The 24,928-nt window shown below is 69.4% G+C and carries 21 protein-coding genes; 8 read left to right on the top strand and 13 right to left on the bottom strand.

Annotation, left to right across the window (positions count from 1 at the left end; genetic code table 11):
• Positions 1-10: 10 nt before the first annotated feature.
• On the bottom strand, positions 11-475 hold the full coding sequence (locus ACQPXM_RS40905; protein WP_432943367.1) for a DUF4188 domain-containing protein: 465 nt from the start codon (positions 473-475) through the stop codon (positions 11-13).
• 75 nt (positions 476-550) lie between these two features.
• Between ACQPXM_RS40905 and ACQPXM_RS40900 the strand changes: the two genes are divergently transcribed.
• Positions 551-1,177 (top strand): MerR family transcriptional regulator, encoded by a 627-nt coding sequence (locus tag ACQPXM_RS40900; protein WP_432943366.1) that lies wholly within the window; start codon positions 551-553, stop codon positions 1,175-1,177.
• Here ACQPXM_RS40900 and ACQPXM_RS40895 read toward each other — a convergent pair.
• From ACQPXM_RS40895 to ACQPXM_RS40885, 3 genes are all read right to left on the bottom strand, one after another.
• Positions 1,166-1,861 carry a DUF6348 family protein gene (locus tag ACQPXM_RS40895; RefSeq protein WP_432943365.1) on the bottom strand — a complete coding sequence of 232 codons (696 nt, stop codon included), beginning with the start codon at positions 1,859-1,861 and terminating at the stop codon, positions 1,166-1,168. The two genes, ACQPXM_RS40900 and ACQPXM_RS40895, sit on opposite strands and share 12 nt — an antisense overlap.
• A gap of 44 nt (positions 1,862-1,905) precedes the next feature.
• Positions 1,906-2,838 (bottom strand): acyl-ACP desaturase, encoded by a 933-nt coding sequence (locus tag ACQPXM_RS40890; protein ID WP_432943364.1) that lies wholly within the window; start codon positions 2,836-2,838, stop codon positions 1,906-1,908.
• Positions 2,839-2,908: 70 nt separating this feature from the next.
• Positions 2,909-3,544: an alpha/beta fold hydrolase gene (locus tag ACQPXM_RS40885; protein ID WP_432943363.1), complete on the bottom strand. Its 636-nt coding sequence runs from the start codon at positions 3,542-3,544 to the stop codon at positions 2,909-2,911.
• A 23-nt stretch (positions 3,545-3,567) separates the two neighbouring features.
• On the opposite strand from ACQPXM_RS40885, the gene ACQPXM_RS40880 reads away from it, so the two are divergent.
• The 3 genes from ACQPXM_RS40880 (at position 3,568) to ACQPXM_RS40870 (ending at position 6,725) form a co-directional block, all read left to right on the top strand.
• Positions 3,568-3,984 carry an acyl-CoA thioesterase gene (locus tag ACQPXM_RS40880; RefSeq protein WP_432943362.1) on the top strand — a complete coding sequence of 139 codons (417 nt, stop codon included), beginning with the start codon at positions 3,568-3,570 and terminating at the stop codon, positions 3,982-3,984.
• The gene (locus ACQPXM_RS40875; RefSeq protein WP_432943361.1) at positions 3,981-5,087 is read left to right on the top strand and encodes a zinc-dependent alcohol dehydrogenase family protein; all 1,107 of its coding nucleotides are present in this window, start codon (positions 3,981-3,983) and stop codon (positions 5,085-5,087) included. Before ACQPXM_RS40880 ends, ACQPXM_RS40875 begins: the two co-directional genes overlap by 4 nt.
• Before the next feature lie 186 nt (positions 5,088-5,273).
• Positions 5,274-6,725: a zinc-dependent metalloprotease family protein gene (locus ACQPXM_RS40870; RefSeq protein WP_432943360.1), complete on the top strand. Its 1,452-nt coding sequence runs from the start codon at positions 5,274-5,276 to the stop codon at positions 6,723-6,725.
• 1,220 nt (positions 6,726-7,945) lie between these two features.
• Here the strand turns inward: ACQPXM_RS40870 and ACQPXM_RS40865 are convergent.
• The 6 genes from ACQPXM_RS40865 to ACQPXM_RS40840 form a co-directional block, all read right to left on the bottom strand.
• A complete protein-coding gene (locus ACQPXM_RS40865) occupies positions 7,946-8,875 on the bottom strand; it encodes a hypothetical protein (protein WP_432943359.1) in 930 nt (309 codons plus the stop codon).
• The gene (locus ACQPXM_RS40860; RefSeq protein ID WP_432943358.1) at positions 8,872-9,033 is read right to left on the bottom strand and encodes a hypothetical protein; all 162 of its coding nucleotides are present in this window, start codon (positions 9,031-9,033) and stop codon (positions 8,872-8,874) included. Before ACQPXM_RS40860 ends, ACQPXM_RS40865 begins: the two co-directional genes overlap by 4 nt.
• A gap of 103 nt (positions 9,034-9,136) precedes the next feature.
• Positions 9,137-9,574: a hypothetical protein gene (locus tag ACQPXM_RS40855; protein WP_432943357.1), complete on the bottom strand. Its 438-nt coding sequence runs from the start codon at positions 9,572-9,574 to the stop codon at positions 9,137-9,139.
• Between the two features lie 82 nt (positions 9,575-9,656).
• Positions 9,657-10,487 (bottom strand): DUF72 domain-containing protein, encoded by an 831-nt coding sequence (locus ACQPXM_RS40850; RefSeq protein WP_432943356.1) that lies wholly within the window; start codon positions 10,485-10,487, stop codon positions 9,657-9,659.
• 63 nt (positions 10,488-10,550) lie between these two features.
• Positions 10,551-11,630, bottom strand: a complete 1,080-nt coding sequence (locus tag ACQPXM_RS40845; RefSeq protein WP_432943355.1) for an inositol-3-phosphate synthase — start codon at positions 11,628-11,630, stop codon at positions 10,551-10,553.
• 10 nt (positions 11,631-11,640) lie between these two features.
• The gene (locus ACQPXM_RS40840) at positions 11,641-12,216 is read right to left on the bottom strand and encodes a helix-turn-helix transcriptional regulator (protein ID WP_432943354.1); all 576 of its coding nucleotides are present in this window, start codon (positions 12,214-12,216) and stop codon (positions 11,641-11,643) included.
• Between the two features lie 213 nt (positions 12,217-12,429).
• Between ACQPXM_RS40840 and ACQPXM_RS40835 the strand changes: the two genes are divergently transcribed.
• The 3 genes from ACQPXM_RS40835 (at position 12,430) to ACQPXM_RS40825 (ending at position 17,506) form a co-directional block, all read left to right on the top strand.
• Positions 12,430-13,917 carry a short-chain fatty acid transporter gene (locus tag ACQPXM_RS40835; protein ID WP_432943353.1) on the top strand — a complete coding sequence of 496 codons (1,488 nt, stop codon included), beginning with the start codon at positions 12,430-12,432 and terminating at the stop codon, positions 13,915-13,917.
• Between the two features lie 88 nt (positions 13,918-14,005).
• Positions 14,006-16,252, top strand: coding sequence for a transglycosylase domain-containing protein (locus tag ACQPXM_RS40830; protein ID WP_432943352.1), 2,247 nt, complete (start codon positions 14,006-14,008; stop codon positions 16,250-16,252).
• A gap of 63 nt (positions 16,253-16,315) precedes the next feature.
• Positions 16,316-17,506 (top strand): mannosyltransferase family protein, encoded by a 1,191-nt coding sequence (locus ACQPXM_RS40825; RefSeq protein ID WP_432943351.1) that lies wholly within the window; start codon positions 16,316-16,318, stop codon positions 17,504-17,506.
• A 57-nt stretch (positions 17,507-17,563) separates the two neighbouring features.
• On the opposite strand, the gene ACQPXM_RS40820 is transcribed toward ACQPXM_RS40825, so the two are convergent.
• Both ACQPXM_RS40820 and ACQPXM_RS40815 read right to left on the bottom strand, forming a co-directional pair.
• Positions 17,564-18,778 (bottom strand): transglutaminase domain-containing protein, encoded by a 1,215-nt coding sequence (locus tag ACQPXM_RS40820; protein ID WP_432943350.1) that lies wholly within the window; start codon positions 18,776-18,778, stop codon positions 17,564-17,566.
• A 199-nt stretch (positions 18,779-18,977) separates the two neighbouring features.
• Positions 18,978-19,628: a CGNR zinc finger domain-containing protein gene (locus ACQPXM_RS40815; RefSeq protein WP_432943349.1), complete on the bottom strand. Its 651-nt coding sequence runs from the start codon at positions 19,626-19,628 to the stop codon at positions 18,978-18,980.
• 56 nt (positions 19,629-19,684) lie between these two features.
• On the opposite strand from ACQPXM_RS40815, the gene ACQPXM_RS40810 reads away from it, so the two are divergent.
• Positions 19,685-20,911 carry an MFS transporter gene (locus ACQPXM_RS40810; protein ID WP_432943348.1) on the top strand — a complete coding sequence of 409 codons (1,227 nt, stop codon included), beginning with the start codon at positions 19,685-19,687 and terminating at the stop codon, positions 20,909-20,911.
• On the opposite strand, the gene ACQPXM_RS40805 is transcribed toward ACQPXM_RS40810, so the two are convergent.
• On the bottom strand, positions 20,902-24,804 hold the full coding sequence (locus tag ACQPXM_RS40805) for a GH92 family glycosyl hydrolase (RefSeq protein ID WP_432943347.1): 3,903 nt from the start codon (positions 24,802-24,804) through the stop codon (positions 20,902-20,904). The two genes, ACQPXM_RS40810 and ACQPXM_RS40805, sit on opposite strands and share 10 nt — an antisense overlap.
• Positions 24,805-24,928: the final 124 nt, after the last annotated feature.

The following is a 24,928-nucleotide window of genomic DNA, read 5'->3' as shown; positions in this document are numbered from 1 at the left end:
TGTATAGACGTCAGCGCGCGAGCCGTTCGGCCGCGGTGGCGCCGCGGCGGTTGACCGGGACGACGCCGGCCACCTTGCCGAGGCCGAGCAGGGGCATGTTGCCGTAGATCGTCTCGGTGTGACCGGCCGGAACCACGAAGGTCTCGTGCCAGATGCCGACGGCGCTGCCCTGGTAGGACTGCTTGTAGAACTCGACCCAGGCTGGGCGATGCGTGCGCTGCGCGTCGTTGGCGAACGCCTGCAGTTTCTCGGCCGACTCCCAGTACTGCACCATCGTCACGCTGCGCAGTCCGGGGAACGTGCGGAAGCCGAGCAGACCACTGTCCGGGTCGGCGCTCAGTTCGCGCAGCATCGGCCCCATCGCGCGGGCGACGGGGAGCCAGCGGCGCAGCGCGCGCAGCTTGTTCACCCGCATCCCGATCAGGAAAACCACCAGGTCTCCGTCGTACGCCGCCGTCTGCCGTCCTTCGATCATCCCTGTCACCCCTTTGGATAGTCCCGCTACCCAACATTGGAGAGTGATACTCTCCAAAAGTCAACAGGAGGACGAATGTGGATCGCAGAGCTGTCCCGGCGGACCGACGTGCCGGTGCCGACGATCAAGTACTACCTGCGCGAGGGCCTGCTCGCGCCGGGTGTAGCGGTCGGCGCCACCCGCAGCCGGTACGACGAGTCGCACGTGCGCCGGCTGCGGCTGATCCGGGCGCTGGTCGAGTCGGGCGGGCTGTCGCTGGCGCGGGTCCGCAGCGTGCTCGCCGAGGTGGACGAGGAGTCCCGGGAGGTGCACGAGGTGCTCGGCGCGGCGCACGGCGCGCTGATCCCGGACGACCTCACGGCGACCGTCGAGTCGCGGTTGCGCGTCGACGAGTTGATCGCGGAGCACGGCTGGCTGGTCTTCGCCGAGTCGACCGACCGCGTCCTGCTCGCCGGAGCGCTGGACGCGCTGGAGAAGGTCGGCTACCACCTGGACGACGACTTGCTGCAGGTCTACGCCAAGGCAGCGGCCGAGATCGCCGACGCGGAGGTCGCGCATCTGCCGTCAGGGGATCGGCAAAGCATGGTGGAAGCCACCGTGCTGGTCACCGCACTCGGTGGGCCGGTGCTGCTCGCCCTGCGGCGGCTGGCCCAGCAGAGTGCCTCCGCCAAGCGCTACGGCAGCTCACACCTACCCGGCTGAGGTCTGCACCAGGAGAAGAAAGGTCCGGGCGTAGGTCAGGTCGTCCACCGGCCGAGGCCAGTCGAGCTCGGCGATCGCCGCACTGGCCGTCTCGTGCACCTCGCCGTTGACCCGGACCTCGGCCGTCTCGGAGCCTTCGCGACCGCCGAAGAAGACCTTGATTCCGATCAGCTGCCCGCCGGTGAGCTGGAGATCCTTGGTCAGCACCGGCGCGAGGACCGGGGCGAGCAGATGGTCGCGCGCCCACAGTTGCGCCGCCTGGTGCTCGGCGCCGGTGCCCCATCCGACGATGCCGCCGTGGATCAGGTGCCAACCGGGGAAGCCGCCCGGGTCGTCGGCGCCGAAGTGGCCGGCGAACGACCCGTCCTGGACGAGCAGCTCGAAGACCGCGCTGCCCGTCGTACCGAGCCAGAGGTCGATCGCCCGGTCGACCGAGTCCTCGACGGAGTCGCCGTAGCCGGCCACGCAGTCGGAAAGCGTGGTCGTCTCGGGCCGGTCCAGGTTGAGCACGAAGTTCAGGTCGAGATGGCCGGCGTCACGGGCGTGGTCCTCGCCGAGCGTCACGCCGACCGTGCCGGGGCCCCGCACGACATCGCCGTCGACTCGCCACTCACGTCCCGAAGCCGCCACCAGCTTCGCGGCGAGCTTGTCGAGGATCACGGGGTCAGGCAGCCGATCGGTCATGCCGCGACCCTAGTACGCCGTACCCGGGCCTCCGTACGCCGTCCTCACGCCTGCGCGCGGGCCGCCTGACGAGCCCGCAGCCGGTCGCGCTGCTCGACGAAACGCGACGCCTGCGCGTCCAGCTCGGTCATGAACTCGGCCAGCTCGTCGCGCGCCTTCGCGCCGTCGCCGCTCAGGTCCTCGCGCTCGAAGACCTTCCACTTGCGCAGGATCGGCGCGACCACCTCGTCGTGGTGCAGCCGCAGGTCGTAGATGCCGGCCTTCGCGATCGTCACCGAGTTGCGGGCGAACCCCTCCATCGTCGCCCCCGGCATCGAGAAGTCCGCGACCTCGTTGGTGACCGCGCGCATGGTCTCGTTCGGCGCCACCTCGAAGGCGGCCGAGACCAGGTTGCGGTAGAAGATCATGTGCAGGTTCTCGTCGGTCGCGATCCGGGCCAGCAGTTGGTCCGCGATCGGGCAGCCGGTCGCCTTGCCGGTGTTGCGGTGCGAGACGCGGGTGGCCAGCTCCTGGAAGCTGACGTACGCGACGGCCTCCAGCATGTTCTTCTCGACCTGGTGCCCGGCGGTCATGTGCGCCATCCGGGCCACCTCGAGCTCGACCGGGTCGACGCCGCGGGTCACCACGAGGTAGTCGCGCAGCGCGATCCCGTGCCGGCCCTCCTCGGCGGTCCAGCGGCCGACCCACGTGCCCCAGGCACCGTCGAGGCCGAACTGGGTGGCGATCTCCCGGTGGTACGACGGCAGGTTGTCCTCGGTCAGCAGGTTCGTGATCATCGCGACCTTGGCCACCGGGTCCAGCCGCGACTGCTCCGGCGCCCAGTCCTCGCCCCCGAGGAACGCGAAGTCCCGGCCCTCGCTCCACGGCACGTAGTCGTGCGGGTTCCAGTCCTTGGTGATGCTCAGGTGCCGCTCGAGGTTCTCCTCGACGACAGGTTCCAGCTCGTGCAGCAGGTTCGTGACCAGCTTGTCGGACACCAGGTTTCCTCTCGTCGACGTCCCCCCACCCTACGGCACCGTAAGTTACGGCACCGTAGGTTGTGCGGAATCAGCTGGGGTAGCGCTCCAGCAGGTCGGCGAGTTCGACCGGGTGGCCGAGCATGGGGAAGTGCCCGCCGCTCACTTCGTCAGGTGGCATTCCCAGCCGCTCCTCGGTCATCCGGCGGAGGAAGTCCGGCGGGAACAGGCGATCTTCACGGGCGATCACCGCCCGGGTCGGCACGTCCGGCCAGGCGCGCAGCGGGTTCGGCGTACTCATCGGCGCGCCCGACTGCGGCCGCAGTTGCCGCAGAGCCTCCTGCGCGAGCTCCGGCGCCAGGTCGTGGAAGAAGGCGTCCGCAGTTTCCTCGCCGCTCCACGGATAGCCCGTGTTCACCCACCACTGCTCGGCCGACTCGCCGGGCCGCGGCACCATGCCGGCCACGAAGACCATCAGCTCCACGTCGATCCGCTCGCAGACCAGCGGTGCGGTCATCCCGCCGAGCGAGTGGGCGACCAGCGTCACGTCGCCGGCGTCGCCGATCGCCTCGACCACCGCGTCGGCGTACTCGGAGAAGCCGGCGGTCGGGTGGTCGCAGGGCAGGTCGACCGCGATCACCGAGTGGCCGCGCCGGCGCAGCTCGTCGGTCAGCGGATGCCAGTGGTACGGCGTACAGCCCGCGCCGGGAATCAGGACGTACGTCATGCGACGCACCTTATGGTGGGCCGGTGGACCGGTCCGTCTTCCCGCACTTCCACGCGATCACGACGCGGTGGAAGGACAACGACGTGTACGGGCACGTCAACAACGTCGAGTACTACAGCTTCTTCGACACGGTGATCAACGAGTTCCTGATCCGGTCCGGCGGGCTCGACATCCACCGCGGGCCGGTGATCGGGCTCTGTGTGGAGTCGCAGTGCACGTTCAAGGCGTCACTGGCGTTCCCCGACACGGTGGATGCGGGGTTGCGGGTCGCGAAGCTGGGGAACTCGAGCGTGACCTACGAGATCGGGCTGTTCCGCGCGGGCAGTGACGAGCCGGCCGCGCTCGGGCGGTTCGTGCACGTGTTCGTGGACCGGGAGAACCGCCGGCCGGTCCCGCTGCCCGACGAGCTGCGCAGCGCGCTGGAGGGAATCGCCGGATGATCGTGCAGGGCGCCGTACTGCGGGAGATGGGACTGCCTCAGCCGTACGCCGAGTCGCGGCCGCTGCGGATCGAGCAGGTCGAGCTGGCCGATCCCGGACCGGGGGAGCTGCTGGTCAGGGTGCGCGCCGCCGGGTTGTGTCACTCCGACCTGTCGGTGATCGACGGATCCCGGCCGCGGGTGATGCCGATGTTGCTCGGGCACGAGGCGACCGGCGAGGTGGTGTGGTCGGAGTCGCCGGAGTTCGCGCCGGGGGACACGGTCGGCTTCGCGTTCGTCCCGGCGTGCGGGGTCTGCGGGCCTTGTGCGGAAGGGCGTGCCGCCCTGTGCGAACCGGGCGCGGCCGCGAACACCGCCGGCACGTTGCTCGGCGGCCCGCGGCGGCTGGACGGCGTTCACCATCATCTCGGCGTCTCGGGCTTCGCCGACCACGCGGTGGTGTCGGCCCGGTCGGCGGTGAAGATCGACCCGTCGCTGCCGCCGGAGATCGCGGCGCTGTTCGGGTGCGCGGTGCTGACCGGCGTCGGCGCCGTCGTGAACACGGCCCGGGTCCAGGCCGGTCAGAGCGCGGTCGTCTTCGGTCTCGGCGGGGTCGGGCTGTCGGCGTTGCTCGGCGCGGTGCTGGTGGGTGCGCACCCGATCGTTGCCGTGGACGTCGTACCGGAGAAGCTGCGGCTGGCCGAGTCGCTCGGCGCCACCGTGGCCATCGATGCCCGCGGCAACTCTCCGGTGGACGCCGTACGGGAGGCGACCGTCGGCGGCGCGTACTACGCATTCGAGACGGTCGGCAGCGCCGCGGTTCTGGAGCAGGCGTACGCCGCGACCCGCCGAGGTGGGACGACCGTCACTGTCGGACTGCCGCATCCTTCGCAAACGCTGAGCATTCCGGCGGTATCGCTGGTCGCCGAGGAGCGCACGCTCAAGGGCTCGTACCTCGGATCAGCCGTTCCCAGCCGGGACATTCCCCGCTACATCGCGCTGTACCGGGCCGGTCGCCTGCCGGTCGATCGGCTGCTCAGCTCCACCGTCTCGCTCGATCGGCTGAACGAAGCCTTCGACGAGCTGGCCGCCGGCACGTCGATCCGCCAGGTGCTCGTGCTCTGACCGAAGTTGGTCTGGCCTGCCAACGTGTCGAGAAAGGTTAAGTCCGCGTCAGGACCATGTACACCGCGGCAACCTCTGGGGCAGGCTACGCACCGTGCGGATACGCCCACCGCACGTGAGGCAGGGACCGTTCGCGCGCCGCCCGCGCACGCACGGTTCCCGAGGAGTCCCTGAGGAGGACCCCCCATGCAGAGCAGGATCCGTCGTACCGGCGCGCTCGTCGGAGCCGGTGCCGTCGTCTTCGGCGCGCTGGCCGTCGTGGCCGGCAACCAGGCCGACGCCCAGCAGCCCGCCCCCACCCCGCTGGACCAGGTGATCGGAGAACAGCTCCAGGGCAAGGCCGCGCTGGGCAAGCTCCAGCCGCGCCTGGCCGAGCTGGCCGAGCGCAACGGGATCGCCGAGCAGAAGCTCCAGCAGATCCTGGCCACCGACAAGACCAGCTGGCTGGACAAGACCGGCAAGCTCTTCTTCCGTGAGCCGATGGCGACCAAGGCCGAGCGAACCGCGTCGGCCGCGTCTCCGCGCTGGGCGACCGCTCCCGTCCGCTCCACCGTCGCGGCCGGACCGGCGTTCGAGCTGCACAGCAAGCCCGGCGCGAACCGGGTGATCTACCTGGACTTCGACGGGCACACGATCACCGGGACCGCCTGGAACACCGGCGGCAAGCCGACCACGGTCAACGTCGGGGCGTACGACACCGACGGCAACGCCGCGAACTGGAGCACCGCCGAGCAGGACGTCGTACGGGACGTGTGGGCGCGGATCGCCGAGGACTACGCGCCGTTCGACGTCGACGTGACCACGCAGGCGCCGGCGGAGTCGGCGATCACGCGGTCCGGGTCGTCGGACCAGCAGTACGGCACGCGCGTCCTGATCGACCCGGGCACCTGGTACCAGTCGGGCTGCGGGTGTGGCGGCGTCGCGTACGTCGGTGTGTACGACGAGGCGAGCCGGCACGCGTACTACCAGCCGGCGCTGGTCTTCACCAAGGGCGTCGGCACCGGCGCGAAGAACATCGCCGAGGCGGCGTCGCACGAGGCCGGCCACAACATCGGCCTGAGCCACGACGGCACGGCGTCGGTCGGCTACTACCAGGGCCACGGCGCCTGGGCCCCGATCATGGGCGTCGGCTACTCCAAGGCGATCAGCCAGTGGAGCAAGGGCGAGTACACCGGCGCGAACAACAAGGAAGACGACTTCGCGGTCGCCGGCCAGAACGGCCTCGCGCTGCGCGCCGACGACCACGGCAACTCGACCACCGACGCCACGACGCTGGCCGTCGGCGCGACTGCCAACGGCGTCTACGCCAACGACAGTGACGTCGATGTCTTCCGAGTCGCCAACCTCGCGGCCGGCCGCTACACCTTCACCGCGAACGCCGCCGCCCGCGGCGCCGACCTGGACATCAAGCTCCAACTGCTCAACTCGGCCGGCACCGTCGTCGCCACCGCCGACCCGGCCGCCGGCCAGACCAACGCGAGCACCCCGACCGGCCTGAGCGCGAGCATCACCCAACAGGTTGCTGCAGGCACCTATTACCTCCGGGTCGACAACGTCGGCTACGGCAGCCCGCTGAACACCGGCTACTCGACGTACGGCAGCCGCGGCGCGTACTCGGTCCGAGTCACCGCGGGCTGACCCGCAGGGCCGCCGCCTCCTCTGGTGAAGGCGGCGGCCCGGCTTCCCCCCGGCGCCAACCGTGACGTCCAGCTGAACCTCCCAACTGCTCCAGTACGGCGGGGTCGAACGGACGCGCGGGATCGGCGTCTAAGTCCGACAAAGGCTGGCCCTCGACTCGAGCCGACCCCGACATGGGCTGACGCAGCTCAACCCGGAGCTCAATGTGCTGGGGACGCCGTGGAGCCCGCCGGCCTGGATGAAATCCGACACGGGCTGACCCCCGGACCCCCGGCTGAACCTCCCCGACACGGGTTGCGGCCGCGATCGGCGACTTCGGCCCGCCGCGCAATGAACTCGGCATCGGCTCGCTGACGCGACGGCGAGGCGATCAACGGCCCGTCCCACCGCGGCCCAACCAAGCATCTGGAGCACCCACCCCTGAACCCTGCGGCAGGCCGTCCTCTGGCGGGCCGGCCACCCGCAGGCCACCGTCCCCCGAGCCCGTGCTCGGGGGACGGTGCTTTCTGCACTGTGTCTTGGTCGAGCGTGGGACAAGCTGCTACCGAGCCGCGCGGTAACCGGGCCCGGTACGACGACGTGGTGGCCGAGGTGAGAAGCCCGGTGGCGCTTGTCAGCGCCCGGCGGCAACTCCGACTGGACTGCACGATGTGCCACCCGACCGCAGGCGACGCCCACGGCGAGGCGTCCGCGGACCTGGCCGGACTGCGCCCGGCCGATCTGGCCGAACGGTCCCCGCCGATCTGGCCGAACGGTCCCCGCCGATCTGGCCGAACCGTGCTGGCGGCTTTGGCCGAACGGCGCCCGCAGACTGGCCGAGGCGGACGCCGCTCCCTGGGCTCGGTGGGGATGTGCGGTTCCGGTCGAGCCGCACATCGCTGACGTGCCGCGAAGGTGCGCCGTAGGGCGTGCGCACCGGACGTCGCGTCCAGCCGCTCCGCTGTGACCTGCCGCCGTCAGGCAGCCGAGTACTCGCGCGATCGGACTGGCCGGAGCACCAGCGCAGTGCATCGACCCCCGTGCATCGAACCCCGTGCATCGACCGCCGTGCATCGACCCCGTGCATCGACCGCGGTGCGTCGTGCGCGGTGCGTCGTGCGTGGGGCAAGACCGGCGTGGCGTTCGGGTGGTCGGCCAGGTCGACGCGATCGCCCGGCGGCTTGGGTGGCAGTCGAGCGGCCGGACCTGTCACGCACGTCAATATCCACCGCGACCGGCTGCTACCGGGTCAGCTCGAGTTCGTCGTCGGGGGATTGGCGGACACGCTCCTGCGGGCGGGGAAAGGCTTTGGTGAGGCGCTCCAGGTCTTGGTCGAGGGTGGTGAGGGCGGCGTGCAAGGTGGACTGGGAGCGGTGGGCGGCGAGGTCCTGGGGGAGGAACTGGAGGACCTCCAGAGACTGGAACGCCGTGCGGAGGTGGGATTCGAGTTGGTGGCGGACTTCGGGCTCCTGGAGGGAAGGGACTCGGCGGGGAAGTGTGGTGGAGCGGTAGAGGAGGTCGACGACCAGCGGCCATTGGCCTTCGGTGGTTTGGCGGTTGAGCAGGTGGAGGGTGGCGCCTGGGGGTTGGGAGCGGCGGTGGTCCAAGTAGTTGGTGAGGGCGAGCGTGGCGGGGACGTAGGACTGGTACGACGGGCGGGTGGCGACGTGTTCGATGCCTGGGGCGTGGTGGGGGATGGCTAGGTGGTGCAGGTAGGCGTCCAGGTGGGTGTGGGACCAGGCTTCGGCCACGCCCTCTTCCAAGGCCTTGGCGCCGAGGGTGTGGAAGGCCTGGCGGGCCGCCTCCTGGGTGGCGCCGTGCGGGCCGAGGAAGTGGGACTGCTCGTGAAGCAGGGTCATCAGGGCGTCGCGGTAGCGCGCGAGGGTGGTGGTCGGGCGGGATTCGCCGGCGCGGGCGTACAGGTCGTGCAGTGGGGCGAGGATGAACTCCCGGTCGAGGTGGAGCGTGCCGTCCCAGTGGGCCAGGCCGAGGATGCCGTCGCCGGCCTCGACGATCTGGCCGTTCCAGGCGGACTGGTCGGCGCCCGACAGGGTCAGCGCGGCGCGGGCGTGCTGGGTCAGCAGCTCGGGCAGGGTGTGCGGAGCAGCGGCGGGGATGACGCGGCCGGCGTTGTGGTGGTGCAGGGCCGACTGGATCTGGTCGACCGTCATGGGCGCAGCGACGTGGCGAGGCGGACCAGGGCGTCGGCCGAGCGGTGCAGGTTGGTGCGCTCGTTCGGATCCTCGCAGCTGTCCGCGCGCTGGCGGAGCTCGGCGATCAGCCACTCGGTGCGGGCCAGGCGGTCGCCGTACGGCTCGGTGGTCTCCATGGGGGTCCTTCCAGGCGAAGTGATGTCTCGCCAGGGAAGGTATGGAGAAAGTCCCCCGAATCAGGGGCGAGTTACAAGGCTGTGGACAACCCGCTCACCAGAGTCAGCGCGAATGCTCGAGACCGTCGGCCAGCATGGCCAGCGGTTCGGTCATCTTCAGCAGCGTGAACCGTTCGCCCGGATCCTCGACCCGGTCGGCCAGCGTCCGGATCTTCTTGATCGCCCGCTGGGCCAGCTTGATCCGCTCGGTGACCGGACCCTGCGCGGCGTTCGCCTCGGCGGTCAGCGCGGCCGCCTCCTGGAACGCCTTCTCGTACGCCGGTGAGGCCGGCGGCGGCGCGGTCCGGCGGACGATCTCCAGCAGGTCGGTCAGCGACGCCAGGTCAGAGGCGGCGTCCTCGCGCTCGGAGCGGAGCTCCACCTGGTCGGCCAGCACCGCCAAACGGCTCACTTCGGCGGCCAAACCGTCCACGTCCAGCCGCGCGTCGAGGCACGCCTGCTGGACGGCGTCATACGCAGAGCGGAACTCGTCGTACCTCACAGTGAACAAACCTAGGGCACAACGGGCGTCCGCGGCGAGACACGAATGTCGCCCTGGTTGAACCTCTGGCGAAGAAAACGGATCAGAACAGCGTCGGCGGCGTGGTCTCCACCGGTTCCGGCAGCGGCTCGAGCTCCGGCGCCCGGGCCCGGACGTCGTCGTGGAACCGCCGCGCCAGCCCGAGCGCCAGCGCGTTGTCCGGGGTGTGGATGAACATCGTCGGCGATCGCCCCTCGCGCAACCACTCCGCGCTCAGGTCGGCCCAGCCCTGCCACCCGGCCGCGGTCTGCTCCGGGTCGTCACGCCCGATGTACCGGACGATCGGGCGGTCGGTGAGAGCACGCGTACGCCGGCGAACGCGCGGCTTGTTCATCCACGCCTCGCGCTCGGCCAGGCTCGTCGCGGGCCGGCCGAACAGGGTCGTCGTGTCGAACGGGACCCACTCCGATCCCGTCCGGGCGAGGACCTGCTCGAGCTTGCCCGCGGCCCGCTCGTCGTCGAAGAACTCGCGGTGCCGCACCTCCACGGCGTACCGGTGGTCGCGCGGGAGCTTGTGCATGAACGTCGCGAGCGCGCCGAGGTCACCCGGGCCGAAGGACGCCGGGAGCTGGATCCAGAAGGCGTGGGCCCGCGGGCCGAGCGGTTCCAGGGCGGAGAGGAAACCGGCCAGCTCGGCGTCGGCGCTGCGCAGCCGGCGTTCGTGCGTGATGGTCTTCGGCAGCTTCACCACGAACCGGAAGTCCGGCGCGGTCTGCGCGGCCCAGTTCTCGACCGAGCTACGGGACGGCGTCGCGTAGAAGGTCGTGTTGCCCTCGACCGCGGTGCACCAGGTCGCGTACGTGCGCAGGCGGTCCTTGGAGCCGAGGTCCCAGGCCGCATGCGTCCACATCGCGCAGCCCACATGAAGTCGCACGAAGAAAACCTAGCGGGCCCCCACGACAACTCGTGAGGGCCCAGCCAGGTCAGGACGACGCGATCAGCGCTCGACCTCGCCCTTGATGAACTTCTCCACCAGGTCGCGGCAGACGTCGTCGGCGTACTGCTCCGGCGGCGACTTCATGAAGTACGACGACGCGGACAGGATCGGGCCGCCGATGCCGCGGTCCTTGGCGATCTTCACCGCGCGGATCGCGTCGATGATGATGCCGGCCGAGTTCGGCGAGTCCCAGACCTCGAGCTTGTACTCCAGCGACAGCGGCACGTCGCCGAAGTTGCGGCCCTCGAGCCGGATGAAGGCCCACTTGCGGTCGTCCAGCCAGGCCACGTAGTCCGACGGGCCGATGTGCACGTTGCGCGGGTCGATGTCGTCGACCAGCTGCGAGGTGACCGACTGGGTCTTGCTGATCTTCTTGGACTCCAGCCGCTCGCGCTCCAGCATGTTCTTGAAGTCCATGTTGCCGCCGACGTTCAGCTGGTAGGTCCGGTCGACGGTGACGCCGCGGTCCTCGAACAGCTTGGCCAGCACGCGGTGGGTGATGGTCGCGCCGATCTGCGACTTGATGTCGTCGCCGACGATCGGCACGCCGGCCGCGGTGAACTTGTCGGCCCACTCCTTGGTGCCCGCGATGAACACCGGCAGCGCGTTGACGAAGGCGACCTTCGCGTCGATCGCGCACTGGGCGTAGAACTTCGCCGCCTGCTCGGAGCCGACCGGCAGGTAGCAGACCAGGACGTCGACCTGCGCCTCACGCAGCGCGGCGACGACGTCGACCGGCTCGGCCTCGGACTCGGTGATCGTCTCGCGGTAGTACTTGCCCAGACCGTCCAGCGTGTGACCGCGCTGCACCGTGACGCCGCTCGGCGGCACGTCGCAGATCTTGATCGTGTTGTTCTCGCTGGCACCGATCGCGTCGGCGAGGTCGAGGCCGACCTTCTTGCCGTCCACGTCGAACGCCGCGACGAACTCGACGTCGCGGACGTGGTAGTCGCCGAACTGGACGTGCATCAGACCGGGGACGCGCTCTTCGGGCTTGGCGTCACGGTAGTAGTGCACGCCCTGCACGAGCGAGCTGGCGCAGTTGCCGACACCGACGATCGCTACGCGGATCGAAGTCATGGGGAACTCCTTAGTTGGGGGGTGTTGCAGGCGGTTTCTGGTCTGGGGGCCGCTGCTGGCGCCGCTCGCCGTCGATCAGCTCGTTCAGCCAGCGGACCTCGCGCTCGGCCGACTCCAGGCCGTGCCGTTGCAGCTCGAGGGTGTAGGCGTCGACCCGCTCCGCGGTCCGGCTCATCGCCGCCCGGAAGTTGGCCAGCCGCTCCTCCATCCGGGCCCGGCGGCCCTCGAGGATGCGCAACCGGGTGGCCGGGTCGGTCCGGCCGAAGAACGAGAACCGGACGCCGAAGGTGTCGTCGTCCCAGGCCGACGGGCCCGCGTCGTGCATGGCGTGCGCGAAGTGGTCCTTCCCGTCGGCGGTGATCGAGTAGACGATCTTGGGCCGGCGGCCGTCCGGCGTACCGGCTTCGGTCGCGATCAGGCCGGTGCGGAGCATCGCCTTCAGACACGGATAGAGCGACCCGAACGACAACACCCGTCCCCACCCGAACTGGGCGTTGACGCGCTTGCGGAGCTCGTAGCCGTGCATCGGCGCTTCGTGCAGCAGGCCGAGTACGGCGAGCTCCAGGACCCCACTGCGGTTTCCCATGACCCACCTCCCTCGACCCAGTTTGTCATGACCTGATGTATCGGCTCGATACATCGTGCCGCCACTGTAAGCAGTTCGTTGACGGGGCGACAACTCATGACAAAGTCGACCTTTGTCACCTCGGCGGGATCCGTGCCGGGAAAGTTGTTACGTCAGAGGCCCTGCCGCGTTATTCACTTGACACACAGCGTCGTGGGTCCAGAGCGGAGGGTCATGGCCGAGACTCAGGCAAAGCACGCGAGGCACGGCACCGAGGGCGAAGGGCCGCTGGCCCGGATCGCGCTGCGGTTCACCGCGTTCACCGAGAAGTGGCTGCCGGACGCCTTCGGGTTCGTCCTGGTCGGCACCTTCGTGGTGCTGCTGTTCGGGCTGGTGACCGGCGAGCCGCTGCTGAAACGCCCCGACGACCCGGCCGCGACGCGCGGCTACGGCCTGGTCGACGCCTGGGGCCTGGGCTTCTGGAGCCTGATCACCTTCACGCTGCAGATGGCGATGATCATCATCGGCGGGTACGCCGTGGCGACCAGCGGCCCGGTCGCCCGCCTGATCACCCGGCTGGCCCGGATGCCGAAGTCGCCGCGCGGCGCGGTGGCCTTCGTCGCGGCCGTCGCCATGTTCGCGTCGTACCTGAACTGGGCGTTCAGCCTGATCTTCGCCGCGATCCTGGCCCGCGAGGTCGCCCGGAACGTGCCGAAGGCGGACTACCGGGCGCTCGGCGCGATGGCGTTCCTCGGGCTCGGCACGGTCTGGGCGCAGGGACTGTCCGGCTCGGCCGCGCTCCAGGTCGCCAGCCCGAGCAGCAGCCCCGAGCCGGTGCAGGAGGTGATCCGCGCGGCCGGTCACGCCAGTGGGGTGATCCCGCTCAGCGACACGATCTTCACCTGGCAGGCGATCGTCGCGACGCTCTTCGTGTACGCCGTGGGCGTGACGATGGCCTGGCTGATCGCGCCGGGCGAGGACAACTCCAAGACCGCCGAGCATCTCGGGATCGAGCTGAAGCCGCTGATCGGGCGCGGCTCGGCGTACAACGGGCAGCGCGTGAACGGCGAGACCCGGCGGCCGGGCGACTGGCTCGAGCACTCGCCGCTGTTCAGCCTGCTGATCGTGCTGCTCGGCGCGGTCTACCTGGTCCGGTACTTCGACGGCAAGAGCTTCTTCAACGCGCTCGACCTGAACACGGTCAACCTGATCCTGTTCCTGCTCGCGCTGCTGCTGCACTGGCGGCCGTGGCGGATGGCCCGGGCGGTCCGGGACGGCGCACCGGCGGCGGCCGGCGTACTGCTGCAGTTCCCGCTGTACGGCGGGATCTTCGGCATGATCGCCTACACCGGCATCTCGGCGCGCCTGGCCGGCTGGCTCGTGCAGGCGAGCACTCAGTTCTTCTTCCCGCCGCTGGTCGCGATCTACTCGTGCATCCTCGGCGTCTTCGTGCCCAGCGGCGGCAGCAAGTGGGTGATCGAGGCGCCGTACGTGCTGGCCGCGGCGAACGAGCTGAAGGTGGACGCCGGCTGGATGGTTGTCGTCTACGACCTCGGCGAGGCCAGCGCGAACCTGCTGCAGCCGTTCTGGATGCTGCCGACGCTCGCGATTCTCGGCCTCAAGGCCCGCGACATCATGGGCTACACGTTCACACTGTTCCTCGCCTGTTTCCCCGCGGCGTTGCTCGCTGTGACGCTGCTGGCGCCGCACGTTACCGGTTGATCACCGTGCGTGGCCATTTAGGGGCCGTTACCACATCACCTCTAGTCTGGGTGCCAATGACTTCAGCGAGATCGTCGAGGACTGGACAGTGAGTGAAGCTCGTCGCAAGGCCGCCCCGTCTCGTGCGCGCCGGAAGAAGCACTGGGCGCTGCGGGTGGCGGGATGGTTGCTGGGACTGTTCTTCCTCGGAGTGATCGGGGCGGCGGCGACCTTCTTCATCGGGTACCAGACGACCGACATCCCGGACCCGAACAAAGAGTTCAAGACCAACACCACGACGGTGTACTACGACGACGGCGAGCGGGTGCTGGGCACGTTCTTCGACCAGAACCGCCAGTCGGTGCCGCTGAGCCAGATCCCGAAGACGGTGCAGGACGCGGTGATCGCGGCTGAGGACAGGACCTTCTGGACCAACCCTGGCGTGTCGCCGTCGGGCATGGCGCGGGCGGCGTTCAACATTGCCCGCGGCAAGCAGCTCCAGGGTGGTTCGACGATCACCCAGCAGTACGTGAAGATCATGTACCTGACCCAGGAGCGGACCTTCTCGCGGAAGTTCTCCGAGCTGTTCATCGCCACCAAGCTGAGCCGGCAGACCGACAAGAAGGAGATCCTCGAGGGCTACCTCAACACGATCTACTTCGGTGAGGGCGCCTATGGCATCAGCGCCGCCGGCGACGCGTACTTCAGCATCCCGGACCCGAAGAAGCTCGGGCCGGACAAGGCCGCCTTCCTGGCCACGGTGCTGAACAACCCGAGCTACTTCGACCCGGACAAGCCGGAGGCCCAGCAGCGGATCCTCGACCGCTACCGGTACGTGCTGGACGGAATGCGCCAGGGTGGCACGATCACCGACGCGCAGTACGCGACGATGAGCAAGAAGCTGCCGGCGCTGAACAAGAAGAAGAAAAGTCCCCGCTTCGCCGGATCCAAGGGCTTCCTGCTCGACATGGCCCGCAAGGAGCTGGAGCGGATCGGCTACGACGCCGACGAGATCAGCGGCGGCGGTCTGCGAGTGGTGACGACCTTCAACTTCGACGACCAGAACCGGGCGGTCGGTGCCGGTACCCGGCGGCTGCCGAAGAAGAAGAACGAACTGCACGTCGGTCTGGCGTCGGTCCGCCCCGGCACCGGCGAGCTGGTCGCCGTGTACGGCGGACCCGACTACCTGAAGAGCCAGCTGAACTGGGCCACGCTGCGGGCCCGTCCCGGCTCCTCGTTCAAGCCGTTCGCCGTCGCGGCCGCGCTGGAGGACGGCCGGGGCCTGTACGACGTCTACCAGGGTGACAGCCCGATCGAGGTCCAGGGCCAGGAGCTGAACAACGAGTTCGACCGTGACTACGGCGACGTCACGCTGATGGAAGCCACCAAACAGTCGATCAACACGGCCTTCTACGATCTCGTCGACCGGCAGATGGAGGACGGCCCGAACAAGCTGGTCGAGGCGGCTGAGAAGGCGGGCATCCCGAAGACCACGGCGCTCGAGCGCGGCCGGAACAACCCGTCCACCGTGCTCGGTCCCGATCCGTACGCCTCGCCGGTCGAGATGGCGAACGCGTACGCGACCTTCGCCGCGAACGGTGTCTACGCGCCGGTGCACACGATCAAGTCCGTCACCTCGCCGGGCAACGAGAAGAACTTCTCGGCCAAAGAGAAGTACAAGCCGCAGCAGAAGTTCGACCCGGAGATCGCCGCCAAGGTCAATCTCGCGCTGCAGGAAGTGACCAAGCGCAACGGCACCGGTGAGGACGCCGCCGAGCTGGACCGCCCGGTGGCCGGCAAGACCGGGACCGCCGGTGGCGTCGCGGTCGAGCACCGCGCCGCGAACACCAAGTGCGACGGCTGTCTGGACGGCAAGGACACGCTGACCTCCTGGTGGACCGGCTACACCCCCGACCTGTCCACGTCGGTGCTCTACCGCGCCGGCAAGACCGGTGAGAGCGACCTCGACCCGTACAGCAGCGACGAGGCGTTTTTCGGTGGCAACTGGCCGCTGAAGACCTGGATGGCCTTCATGGAGGCGGCGTTGAGTGACTCGGAGGTCAAGGAGTTCGACAAGCCGGACCCGGACTCGATGGACACCCCGACGCCGACGTACACGCCGACGCCGACCAAGACGCCGAGCAACACCCCGTCGAACACGCCGAGCAACACGCCGTCCAACACCCCCAGCAACACGCCGACCAGAACTCCCAGCAACACGCCGACGAACACCCCCAACGACCCGACCCCGACCAAAACGCCCAAGCCCCCGCGCCCGACGATCACCTTCCCCACCGGGCCGAACGATCCACCCGGTGGCGGACAGGGTGGCGGCAACGGCAACGAGGAGCAGTAGCTCCACCAGCGCGCCCGCTGACCGGAGCGGAGCCGGTTCGGCGGGATGGGGCACGATGGGGGTGTGTTCGAGCGGACGGCTGGGGAGCAGCCGAAGCGGGGGCGGCGGGCTCGGGAGACCGGTCTGGCTGGGATCCGCCAGTGGTTGCCTGACCAGCTGAGTCGCGAGGCGCTCGGCTGGTGGTTGGTGACGCGGGCGGGCATCTTCCTGCTCGCGCTGTCGGCGCCGCTGCTGTTCAACCGCGGCGACACCTACCCGAACGTCTGGCGCGCCTGGTGGCAGTGGGACGTCTGGCACTTCAAGGCGATCGCGGAGTTCGGCTACGCGAACGGCGAGCCGTCGGGCGCGCCGCTCGCGGCGTTCTTCCCCGGTCTCCCGGTCCTGATGCGCGCCGCCAGTTGGCTCGGCATCGGGTACGTCGGGGGCGGCATTCTGGTCTCGGCGATCGCCAGTGCGGTCGCGGGAGTGTGGCTGGCCAAGCTCGCGCAGTACGAGTTCCCCGAGCTGCGGGACTTCGGGCCGACGGCCGCGCTGGTCTGGTTCGCGGCGCCGGTCGGTGTGTTCCTGGCCGCGCCGTACACCGAGGCGCTGTTCTGCGCGTTCGCGTTCCCGGCGTGGCTGGCGGCCCGGCAGGGGCGGTGGGCCCGGGCGGCGGTGCTGGTCGCGCTGGCGTCGACGGTCCGGGTCTCGGGCCTGTTCCTGATCTTCGCGCTGGCCGTCGAATTCATCACCTCGAAGAAACGCGACTGGCGGTCGCTTCCGTGGCTGGCTCTGCCGGCCGTGCCGGTGCTCGGCTTCATGGCGTACCTGAAGCAGATCCACGGCTCCTGGTTCGCCTGGCAGGACGCGCAGGAGAAGGGCTGGGCGCGCGAGTTCACCTGGCCGTGGACGTCGATCGTGCACACCTACGAGGCCGCCACCAAGGGGCATTTCCCGGGCGACCGGACCGACTGGACCTGGATGTTCCGCGCCGAGCTGGTCGCGCTGGCGATCGGCCTGCTGCTGCTCGTCTGGCTGCTCTGGCGCCGGTCGTGGGGTGAAGCCGCCTGGGTCGGGGCGACGGTGGCCGCCTTCGTCACGTCGTACTGGGTGTACTCGCTGACGCGGGCAACGCTGCTGTGGTGGCCGCTGTGGATCGGGCTGGCAGTGCTGCTGCACCGGAGACCCTGGCTGGGCCGGGTCTACCTCGGGCTGGCGATACCACTGGCCGCGATCTGGGCCGCGGCCTTCTTCACCGGCCGTTGGTCGGGCTGAATAGTTCTGCTCAAGACGGCCTCACCGGGCCGACGAGTGGAGCGCCACCGCGCGGGCCTACCTCACCAAGTAGGCGAACCGCTGCGGCGCCGTCTCCCCGTACGGCGTGACGACGGCGACGGCGAGTTCGTGCGCTCCCGGCGTCAGGTCCAGCGCCCACTCGGCCGCGTCGACGGTGCCCGAGGCGAGGTGCAGCCGGATCCCCACGCCGTACGGGTGGCAGTGCTGGAACCGGACGACCGGCCGCTCGACTGTCCCGCCGAGGCCGGTCGCCAGCGCCGACAGCCGCGGGTACGCCGGTTCGCCGTCGCGGACGAGGCGCGGCGTCTCGATCACCCGTGAACCCTGGAAAACCGGTGCGAACGTCTCGCCCGTCCAGGTCACGCCGGTGGTTGTCGCCGACGCGAAGTACGTGAACCAGGCGGCCGCCTGCCCAGGACTGACCGACCCTGGACCGACGAACCGCGGAGCCGTGTCGAGTGCCTGGAGCTCCCGCACGCCGAGCGGCGTACCGGAGTCGTCGACCCAGTACGAGCCGTTCTGGCCGTCCAGCACGACCCACCGGTCGAGGTCGTCGATCCAGGCCTCGCTGACGACGTGGCCGCGCCCGACTCCCGCGTGGTGCGAGCTCTGCCGCAGATCGACCCGTCTCGCCGGGATCCGGACGGCGTTGAGCGCCTGGCTGAGCACGATCGAGTACTCGACGCAGGCGAACCGTTCGCCGGCGTCGACCCGTTCGAGCACGGTCAGCGCGTCCGGTTCGTCCACATGGTCGTTGGCATGCCGCCAGGAGTTGTGCACCCACTCGAGCAGCTGGACCGCAGTTGCCCAGGCGGACTCAGACGGTACGGGCAGACGCTGCAGCAGCCCGTCCAGCCGATCCGGCGCGATCGTGTAGAGCTCCAGCGGGAGCATCGGCTCGGCCTCGGGCCAGTCGGTCAGCTGCAGCCGCGGCAGAGGGACGTTGCCGAGCATCCGTCGCTCCAGCGACGGCCAGCCAGCCTCAGCTCCGAACACCTTCTCCAGCTCGCCGTCGAACAGCTCCGGCTGGCTGAACCCACCCGCCACCGCCTCCTCGAGCAGCTGCCATGCCACCGAGGAGCCGACGTGGTGAGCGGCCAGTGCGGCGCCCGGCGCCCACAAGTGGCTCCACCACTCGATGTCAGTCCGGAGCGACGGCACCAGCTCCAGCAACTCCTGGTGGCGGTCGTCCCGGAGGCACTGCTCCGCGCGGAGCCGCAGCTCGGCCAGCTGCCGGGGCACGTCGGGCATCTCGCCTCCATCTCGCGATGTGGACTCTTTCGCAACCGGGCAACCTATCCGGCAGCTCGATCGTCAGTACGAGTGGTAGGGGTGGCAGTCCGGGCGGGGACGCCACCCCTCCCTTCAACGTCACAGCCGTCCGGCGGAACCTCTCAGGGGCAGGTTCCGCCGGAATTTTTGTGGCCGCAGCCTGCCAGTGGCTACCGCTCTATTCGGTTTTGCCGGTAGCTCGCGCTCGCCGGTTGGCGGTCAGCCGCCGCGCCTTCACGCTCGACCCGCAGTCTGCCATGGCGCACCAGCGGCGCGAGCCGTTGCGGCTGTGGTCGAGGAACAGGAACCCGCAGCCGCCCTGCTCGACGGGGCACTCCTTGAGCCGGCTGGTGTCGGCCGCGGTCAGGAAATCCACGACGATCCGCGTCAGCCGGTCCGGGATCAGCTGCGCCGGAGTGGTCCCCACCCGCAGCCGGACCGAGGCGCCGTCCTGCACCAGCGCCGATCGAGCCGAAGCAGCGGCCCAGTGCAGGTTGAGAGTCCCGATCGCCACGCTCGAATCCACTGGCGCCTCCGCCGCGGGCACGCGGGCAGTGAGCAGTGCGTACGTCGCCTCCCGGACCTCCAGCGCAACCCGAAGCGCCTGCTGATCGGCCCCGGGGGCAGCGCGCCACGCCTCCGCGACCGTGGCCGCCTCCGCGGAATCGACCAGCTCGACCCGCTGCGCCCACTCGAGCAGATCCGCCGGTTCGCCCAGGTACTCGTCCCGCTCGGGTCCGGCCGGACGCCGAGGAGCGACGGTGTTGACCAGGTCGAGGGCCAGATGACCTCCGACGATCCGCAACGGGGGATTGTGCTGGGCTGCCATACCTGCAATGCTACCACTGTAAAGCCTGATACTGGAATCATCGATCAGGAGGGGTCATGGCGACGCAGTACGACTCACGGCGGGCGACCACCGCACTGGCAGCGCTGGCGGTCGGAGCCTTCGTCTACGTCACGAGCGAGGTGCTGCCGATCGGCCTGCTCACCGTGATCGCCGACGACCTCGGCAGATCCCGATCGGAGATCGGCCTGCTGGTGACCGGGTACGCCGCGGTCGTCGTCCTGATGTCCGTGCCGATGACCCGGGCCACCCAGCGAATCCCGCGCCGGTTCCTGATCACCACGAGCCTCGGTCTGCTCGGCCTCGGTCTGGTGGCTGCCGCACTGGCGCCGAACTTCGAAGTCCTGCTGCTCTCCCGTCTGATCTCCGCGCTGTCCCAGTCACTGTTCTGGTCGGTGGTGGCCTCGACGGCGACCGGCCTCTTCCCGCCCGAGGTTCGCGGCCGCGCCATCGCCAGAATGGGAATCGGCAACGCACTCGCCCCGGTGCTCGGCGTACCGGCCGGGACCTGGCTCGGCCAGCAGGCGGGCTGGCGGACGGCGATGCTGGTGATGGCCGGTCTCACCCTGGCCACCGCGGCCGTGCTCGGCGCGTTGCTGCCGTCGACCGCCCGCAAGGACGACGCGGTCACGCGCGGCTCGATGCCCGACGCCCGGCGGTATGCGCTGCTCGTCGCGGTCACGGCGGTCGCGGTGGCCGGAGCGATGACCACCTACACCTATGTCACGCCGTTCCTGCTCGACGTGAGCGGCTTCCGGTCGCAGTCGCTCGGCCCACTGCTGGCGGTGATCGGCGCGGCCGGCGTCGTCGGCACACTGGTGGTCGGCAAATTCCTCGACCGCTCTCCGCGAGGGGCGCTCGTTGCCGCGGTCGGACTGTTGACCATGGCACTGGCCGGGCTGGCGTTGCTGGGCTCGGTCCAGGCGGCGGCTGTCGTTCTGCTCGCGATGATGGGCCTGGCGTTCAGCGCTTTCGCGGCCGCGGTGGCGCACCGAACCTTGCTGATCGCGCCGGGCAGTACCGACCTGGCCTCGGCAGGAAGCAGTTCCGCCTTCAATGTCGGCATCGCCGCGGGCTCGCTGCTCGGCGGGCTGCTCATCAGCCACCAGGGCACCGCGAGCGTCGCGCTGGTGGGCGGTGCGCTGGCAGCCGTTGCATTGGTCGGCCTGATGGCCGAGCCGAAGCTGGTTGCCCGGCGTACCGCCCCCGCACGGTGTCCGGCGGAGCCGCTGGTCAGCGGCTCCGCCGGATCCGATCAGCCGTAGTTGCGCTCGATCGAGGCCGACGGCGTCGGGGTCGGTTTCGACTGTGCGACCCGCTGCTCGCTCGGGTGCTTACCGGCCTCGATGCCCTTCAGCGTGCCGAGCAGCTCCAGCTCGGACAGCGTCACCCCGGTCGCCCCGGCCGCAGGCGTCAGCACCAGCCGGTACTGCGTGTACGACTTGGGCTGGGCCACGCTGAACGACCGTGTGTACGACGGGAAGGCCCAGGTCTGGCCCGACCGCTTGTCCACGGTCGTCCACTTGGTCCCGTCGTTCGAGCCCTCCAGCGTCCAGCCCGAAGGCGCGGCGCCGGTGGCTCCACTGGTCAGCGTGTACATCGTCACCGGCCGCCCCTGCTGCAGCGTGACGGTCACCGTCGGCGAAGCGCCGGTCAGCGTGACCTGCTGCTTGGAGTCGTTGTCGGTCAGCGCCGACACGTCGACCCCGCCGGCCGCGGTGACCGCACCCTCGTCCTCGGTCGAGTCCCGCCAGGTCTTCGGGTCCTCACCGGGCGTGGTGATCGACGGCGGCGCGTCGTTGCGGCCGGAGCCCCAGGCCGCCGGCTGGTCGGTCATGTCGAACTCGATCTTGCCGCCGTGCGCGATCAGGTCGTGCGGCAGCGCGGTCGAGCTCCACTTCTTGCCGTTGACCTTGACGCCCTTGACGTAGACGTTCTTCGCGCTGTTCTTCGGCGCGCTGACCACCAGCTTCTTGCCGCCCGGCAGGTTCACCGTCGCCTTGGTGAACAACGGCGACCCGATCGCGTACGACGGCGAGCCCACCTGCAGCGGGTAGAACCCGAGCATGCTGAACAGGTACCAGGCCGACATCTCGCCGTTGTCCTCGTCGCCGGGGTAGCCCTGCCCGATCTCCGAGCCGAGGTACAGCCGGCTCAGCACCTCCCGCACCTTCTCCTGCGTCTTCGCCGGCTGACCGGCGAAGTTGTACATGTACGCGATGTGGTGCGACGGCTGGTTGCTGTGGCCGTACTGGCCCATCCGGACGTCCCGCGCCTCGAGCATCTCGTGGATCGTGCCGCCGTACCCGCCGACGTGGGTGGCGTCCTCGGGGGTGGAGAAGAACTCGTCGAGCTTCTTCGCCAGCCCGTCGCGGCCGCCGTACAGGGCGGCCAGGCCGGCGCCGTCCTGCGGGGTGGAGAAGGCCATGTTCCAGGCGTTGGTCTCGGTGTAGTCGTGACCCCAGTCGCGCGGGTCGAACGTGCTCGGCGAGTGACCCCAGACGCCGTCGGCGTTCTTGCCCTGGAAGAAGCCGATCGCCGGGTCGAACAGCGTGACGTAGTTGCGCGCCCGGTTCAGGTAGTAGTGGTAGTTGTCCAGGTACTCCTGCTTGCGCGGGTCGCTCTTCTTCGCCGCGTCGTACAGCGCCTTCGACATGTTCGCGATGCCGTAGTCGTTGATGTAACCGTCCATCGACCAGCTGAAGCCCTCGGCCGTGCTGTTCGCGGTGTAGCCGTTGAAGGTCGACCGGTCCAGGCCCTTGCGGCCGACGTTCTCGGTCGGTGGGCGGACCGCCGCGTTCTTCAGCGCCGCGTCGTACGCCGCCTGCACGTCGATGCCCTTGATGCCCTTCAGATAGGCGTCGGCGAAGGCGACGTCCGAGCTGGTGCCGACCATCAGGTTCGCGTAGCCCGGCGAGGACCAGCGCGAGATCCAGCCGCCGTCCTTGTACTGCTGGACGAAACCGTTCACCAGGTCGTCGGCGGTGTCCTGCGCGAACAGGCTGTACGCCGGCCAAACGGTCCGGTAGGTGTCCCAGAACCCGTTGTTCACATAGGTCTGCCCGGCCACCAGCTTCGAGCCGGTCGTGGTCGGGGTGTCCGCGCCGACCTTCGGCGAGACCGGCGAGGCGTAGGTGATCACCGGCTTCTTCGCCGTACCGGTGTTCTCCGAGCCGTTGTTCGGGTAGAGGAACAGTCGGTACAGGTTCGAGTAGAGCGTGGTCAGCTGGTCCGCGCTCGCGCCCTCGACCTCGATCGTGCGCAGCTTGGCGTCCCAGAGCTTCTGCGCCGCCGACTTCACCTTGTCGAACTTGCTGTCGGCGCCGAGCTCGAGCTCCAGGTTCTTCTTCGCCTGCGCGGTGCCGATCAGCGAGGTGGCGATCCGCAGCTGGACCTGCTGGACGTCCTGGCCGAAGCTGAAGTAGCCGCCGACGTTGGCGCCGCCGCCGTCCGCGAGCTTGCCGGAGGCAAGCACCTTCTGGTCGACCACGCCGTACACGAACAGCCGGCCGGCGCCGGTGGACAGGCCGCTCTTCACGTCGCTGAAGCCGGTCACCACACCGGTCGCCGGGTCGAGTGTCAGCCCGCCGTTGTTGTTGGCGTTGTCGAAGACCAGCGAGGCGTTGCCCTCGGGGAAGCTGAACCGCAGCATCGCCGCGTGGTCGGTCGGGGCCACCTCGAGCGCGTTGCCGTTGTCGAAGGTGACGCCGTAGTAGTACGGCCGGGCGATCTCGTTGTCGTGGCTGAACGCCCAGGCGCGGGCCTTGCGGTCCGCGGTCGGCGTGGCCGCGGTGGACGGCATCACCTGGAAGGTCTGCCGGTCACCCATCCACGGGCTCGGCTCGTGACTGATCGACAGCGCCTGGATCTCCGGCTTGTTCTGCTCGTTGTTGCCCTTGGCGTAGTCGTACAGCCAGGACGTCGAGCCGGCGTTCGTCACCGGGGTCCAGAAGTTGAAGCCGTGCGGTACGGCGGTCGCCGGGATGTTGTTGCCGCGCGAGAAGCCGCCGGTCGCGTTCGTGCCGCGCGTGGTGATCGCGAGGTCCGACGGGTGCTTGGCCGCGGTCTTGCGCGCCGCCTCGTCCGGGTTCTCGGCCTTGGCGATCCGGACGTCGTCGATCCAGCCACGGAAGTCGGCCGGGCCCTCGGGCTTGTCGTAGCCGACCAGGATCCGCTGGATCGTCTTGCCGGTCGCGTACTTGCCGAGGTCCGCCTCTATGTTGTTCCACTGGTTGGTGGACAGGCCCTTGGCGTCGCCCTGGCCCCGCGGGCTGAGCTCGAAGCCGTGGTGGTCCTTGGCCTTCAGGTCGCTCAGGTAGGTGCCGTCGGAGAACGCCAGGTCGAGCGCGGCGTACGTGCTCGGGTAGCTGAGATCGCCCTCGACGTGCTCGGGGAAGATCTTGTACGACAGCCGTGTGCTCTTGCCGACCTTGAGGTCGACGTCGGCGATCTTGTTCCAGGTGTAGCCGCGGCCCTCGGCGGTCTGGTGGCCGGCGTACCGGAAGGACTTGACGCCGGTGAAGCCGGTCCGGGCCCGGGCGTTGTAGGCGCTGGTCGGGCCGGAGTCGAGCCGCGACTCGGCGACCTCACCAGGAGGTGGCAGCGGGGCGCCGTTCGACAGGTACCAGTCGGCGAGCTGGACGATGTTCTCGCCGTGGTTGAGCGTGACGTCGAGCTTGAAGTAGGTGTACGCCGTCTCGTTCGCGACGGTGTACTCCTTGGTCTGGAACCGGTTCTCGAACGACTCGCCGGTGCGGGTGTCGAGCGTGGTCCAGGTCGTCCCGTCGTTGGAGCCGGACACGGTCCAGTTCTGCGGGTCGCGGCCGTCGGCGTCGTTCGCCGAGGTCAGCGCGTACTTGCGCAAGGTGACCGGGGCCGATGTCTGGTAGACCAGCCAGCCGGTCTTCGCGAAGACCAGCCATTTGGTGAACTTGTCCCCGTCGGCGGCGTTGGTGGCGATCTCGCCGCCACCGGTGTTCTCACCGCTGGCGGTCACCTGGGTGACCTTGTCCATCTCGCTGCCGCCGATCCCGGTCGGCGTCGGTCCCCGGACACCGTCGGTGCGCGGTTTCCCGTCCGGCCCGGTCTCGACCGCGTCGGTGTAGCCGGGCTGCGGCTGGCCCGGCTCGAAGGAGGTGAAGTAGGAAGCCCCACTCACCACAGGCTGCTGGCTCGCCTGGGCGGAGGTGGTTACGGAGGCGCTCGCTGACGTCATGGCAGACATTGTCACAACAAGCCCCAGAGACGTGACGAGCCCCAGTGGGCGGCGGAGTTTCATCTCG

This window comes from Kribbella sp. CA-253562 (assembly GCF_050942265.1).
Taxonomy (GTDB): Bacteria; Actinomycetota; Actinomycetes; order Propionibacteriales; family Kribbellaceae; genus Kribbella.
This window is presented reverse-complemented; position numbering and strand designations above follow the sequence as displayed.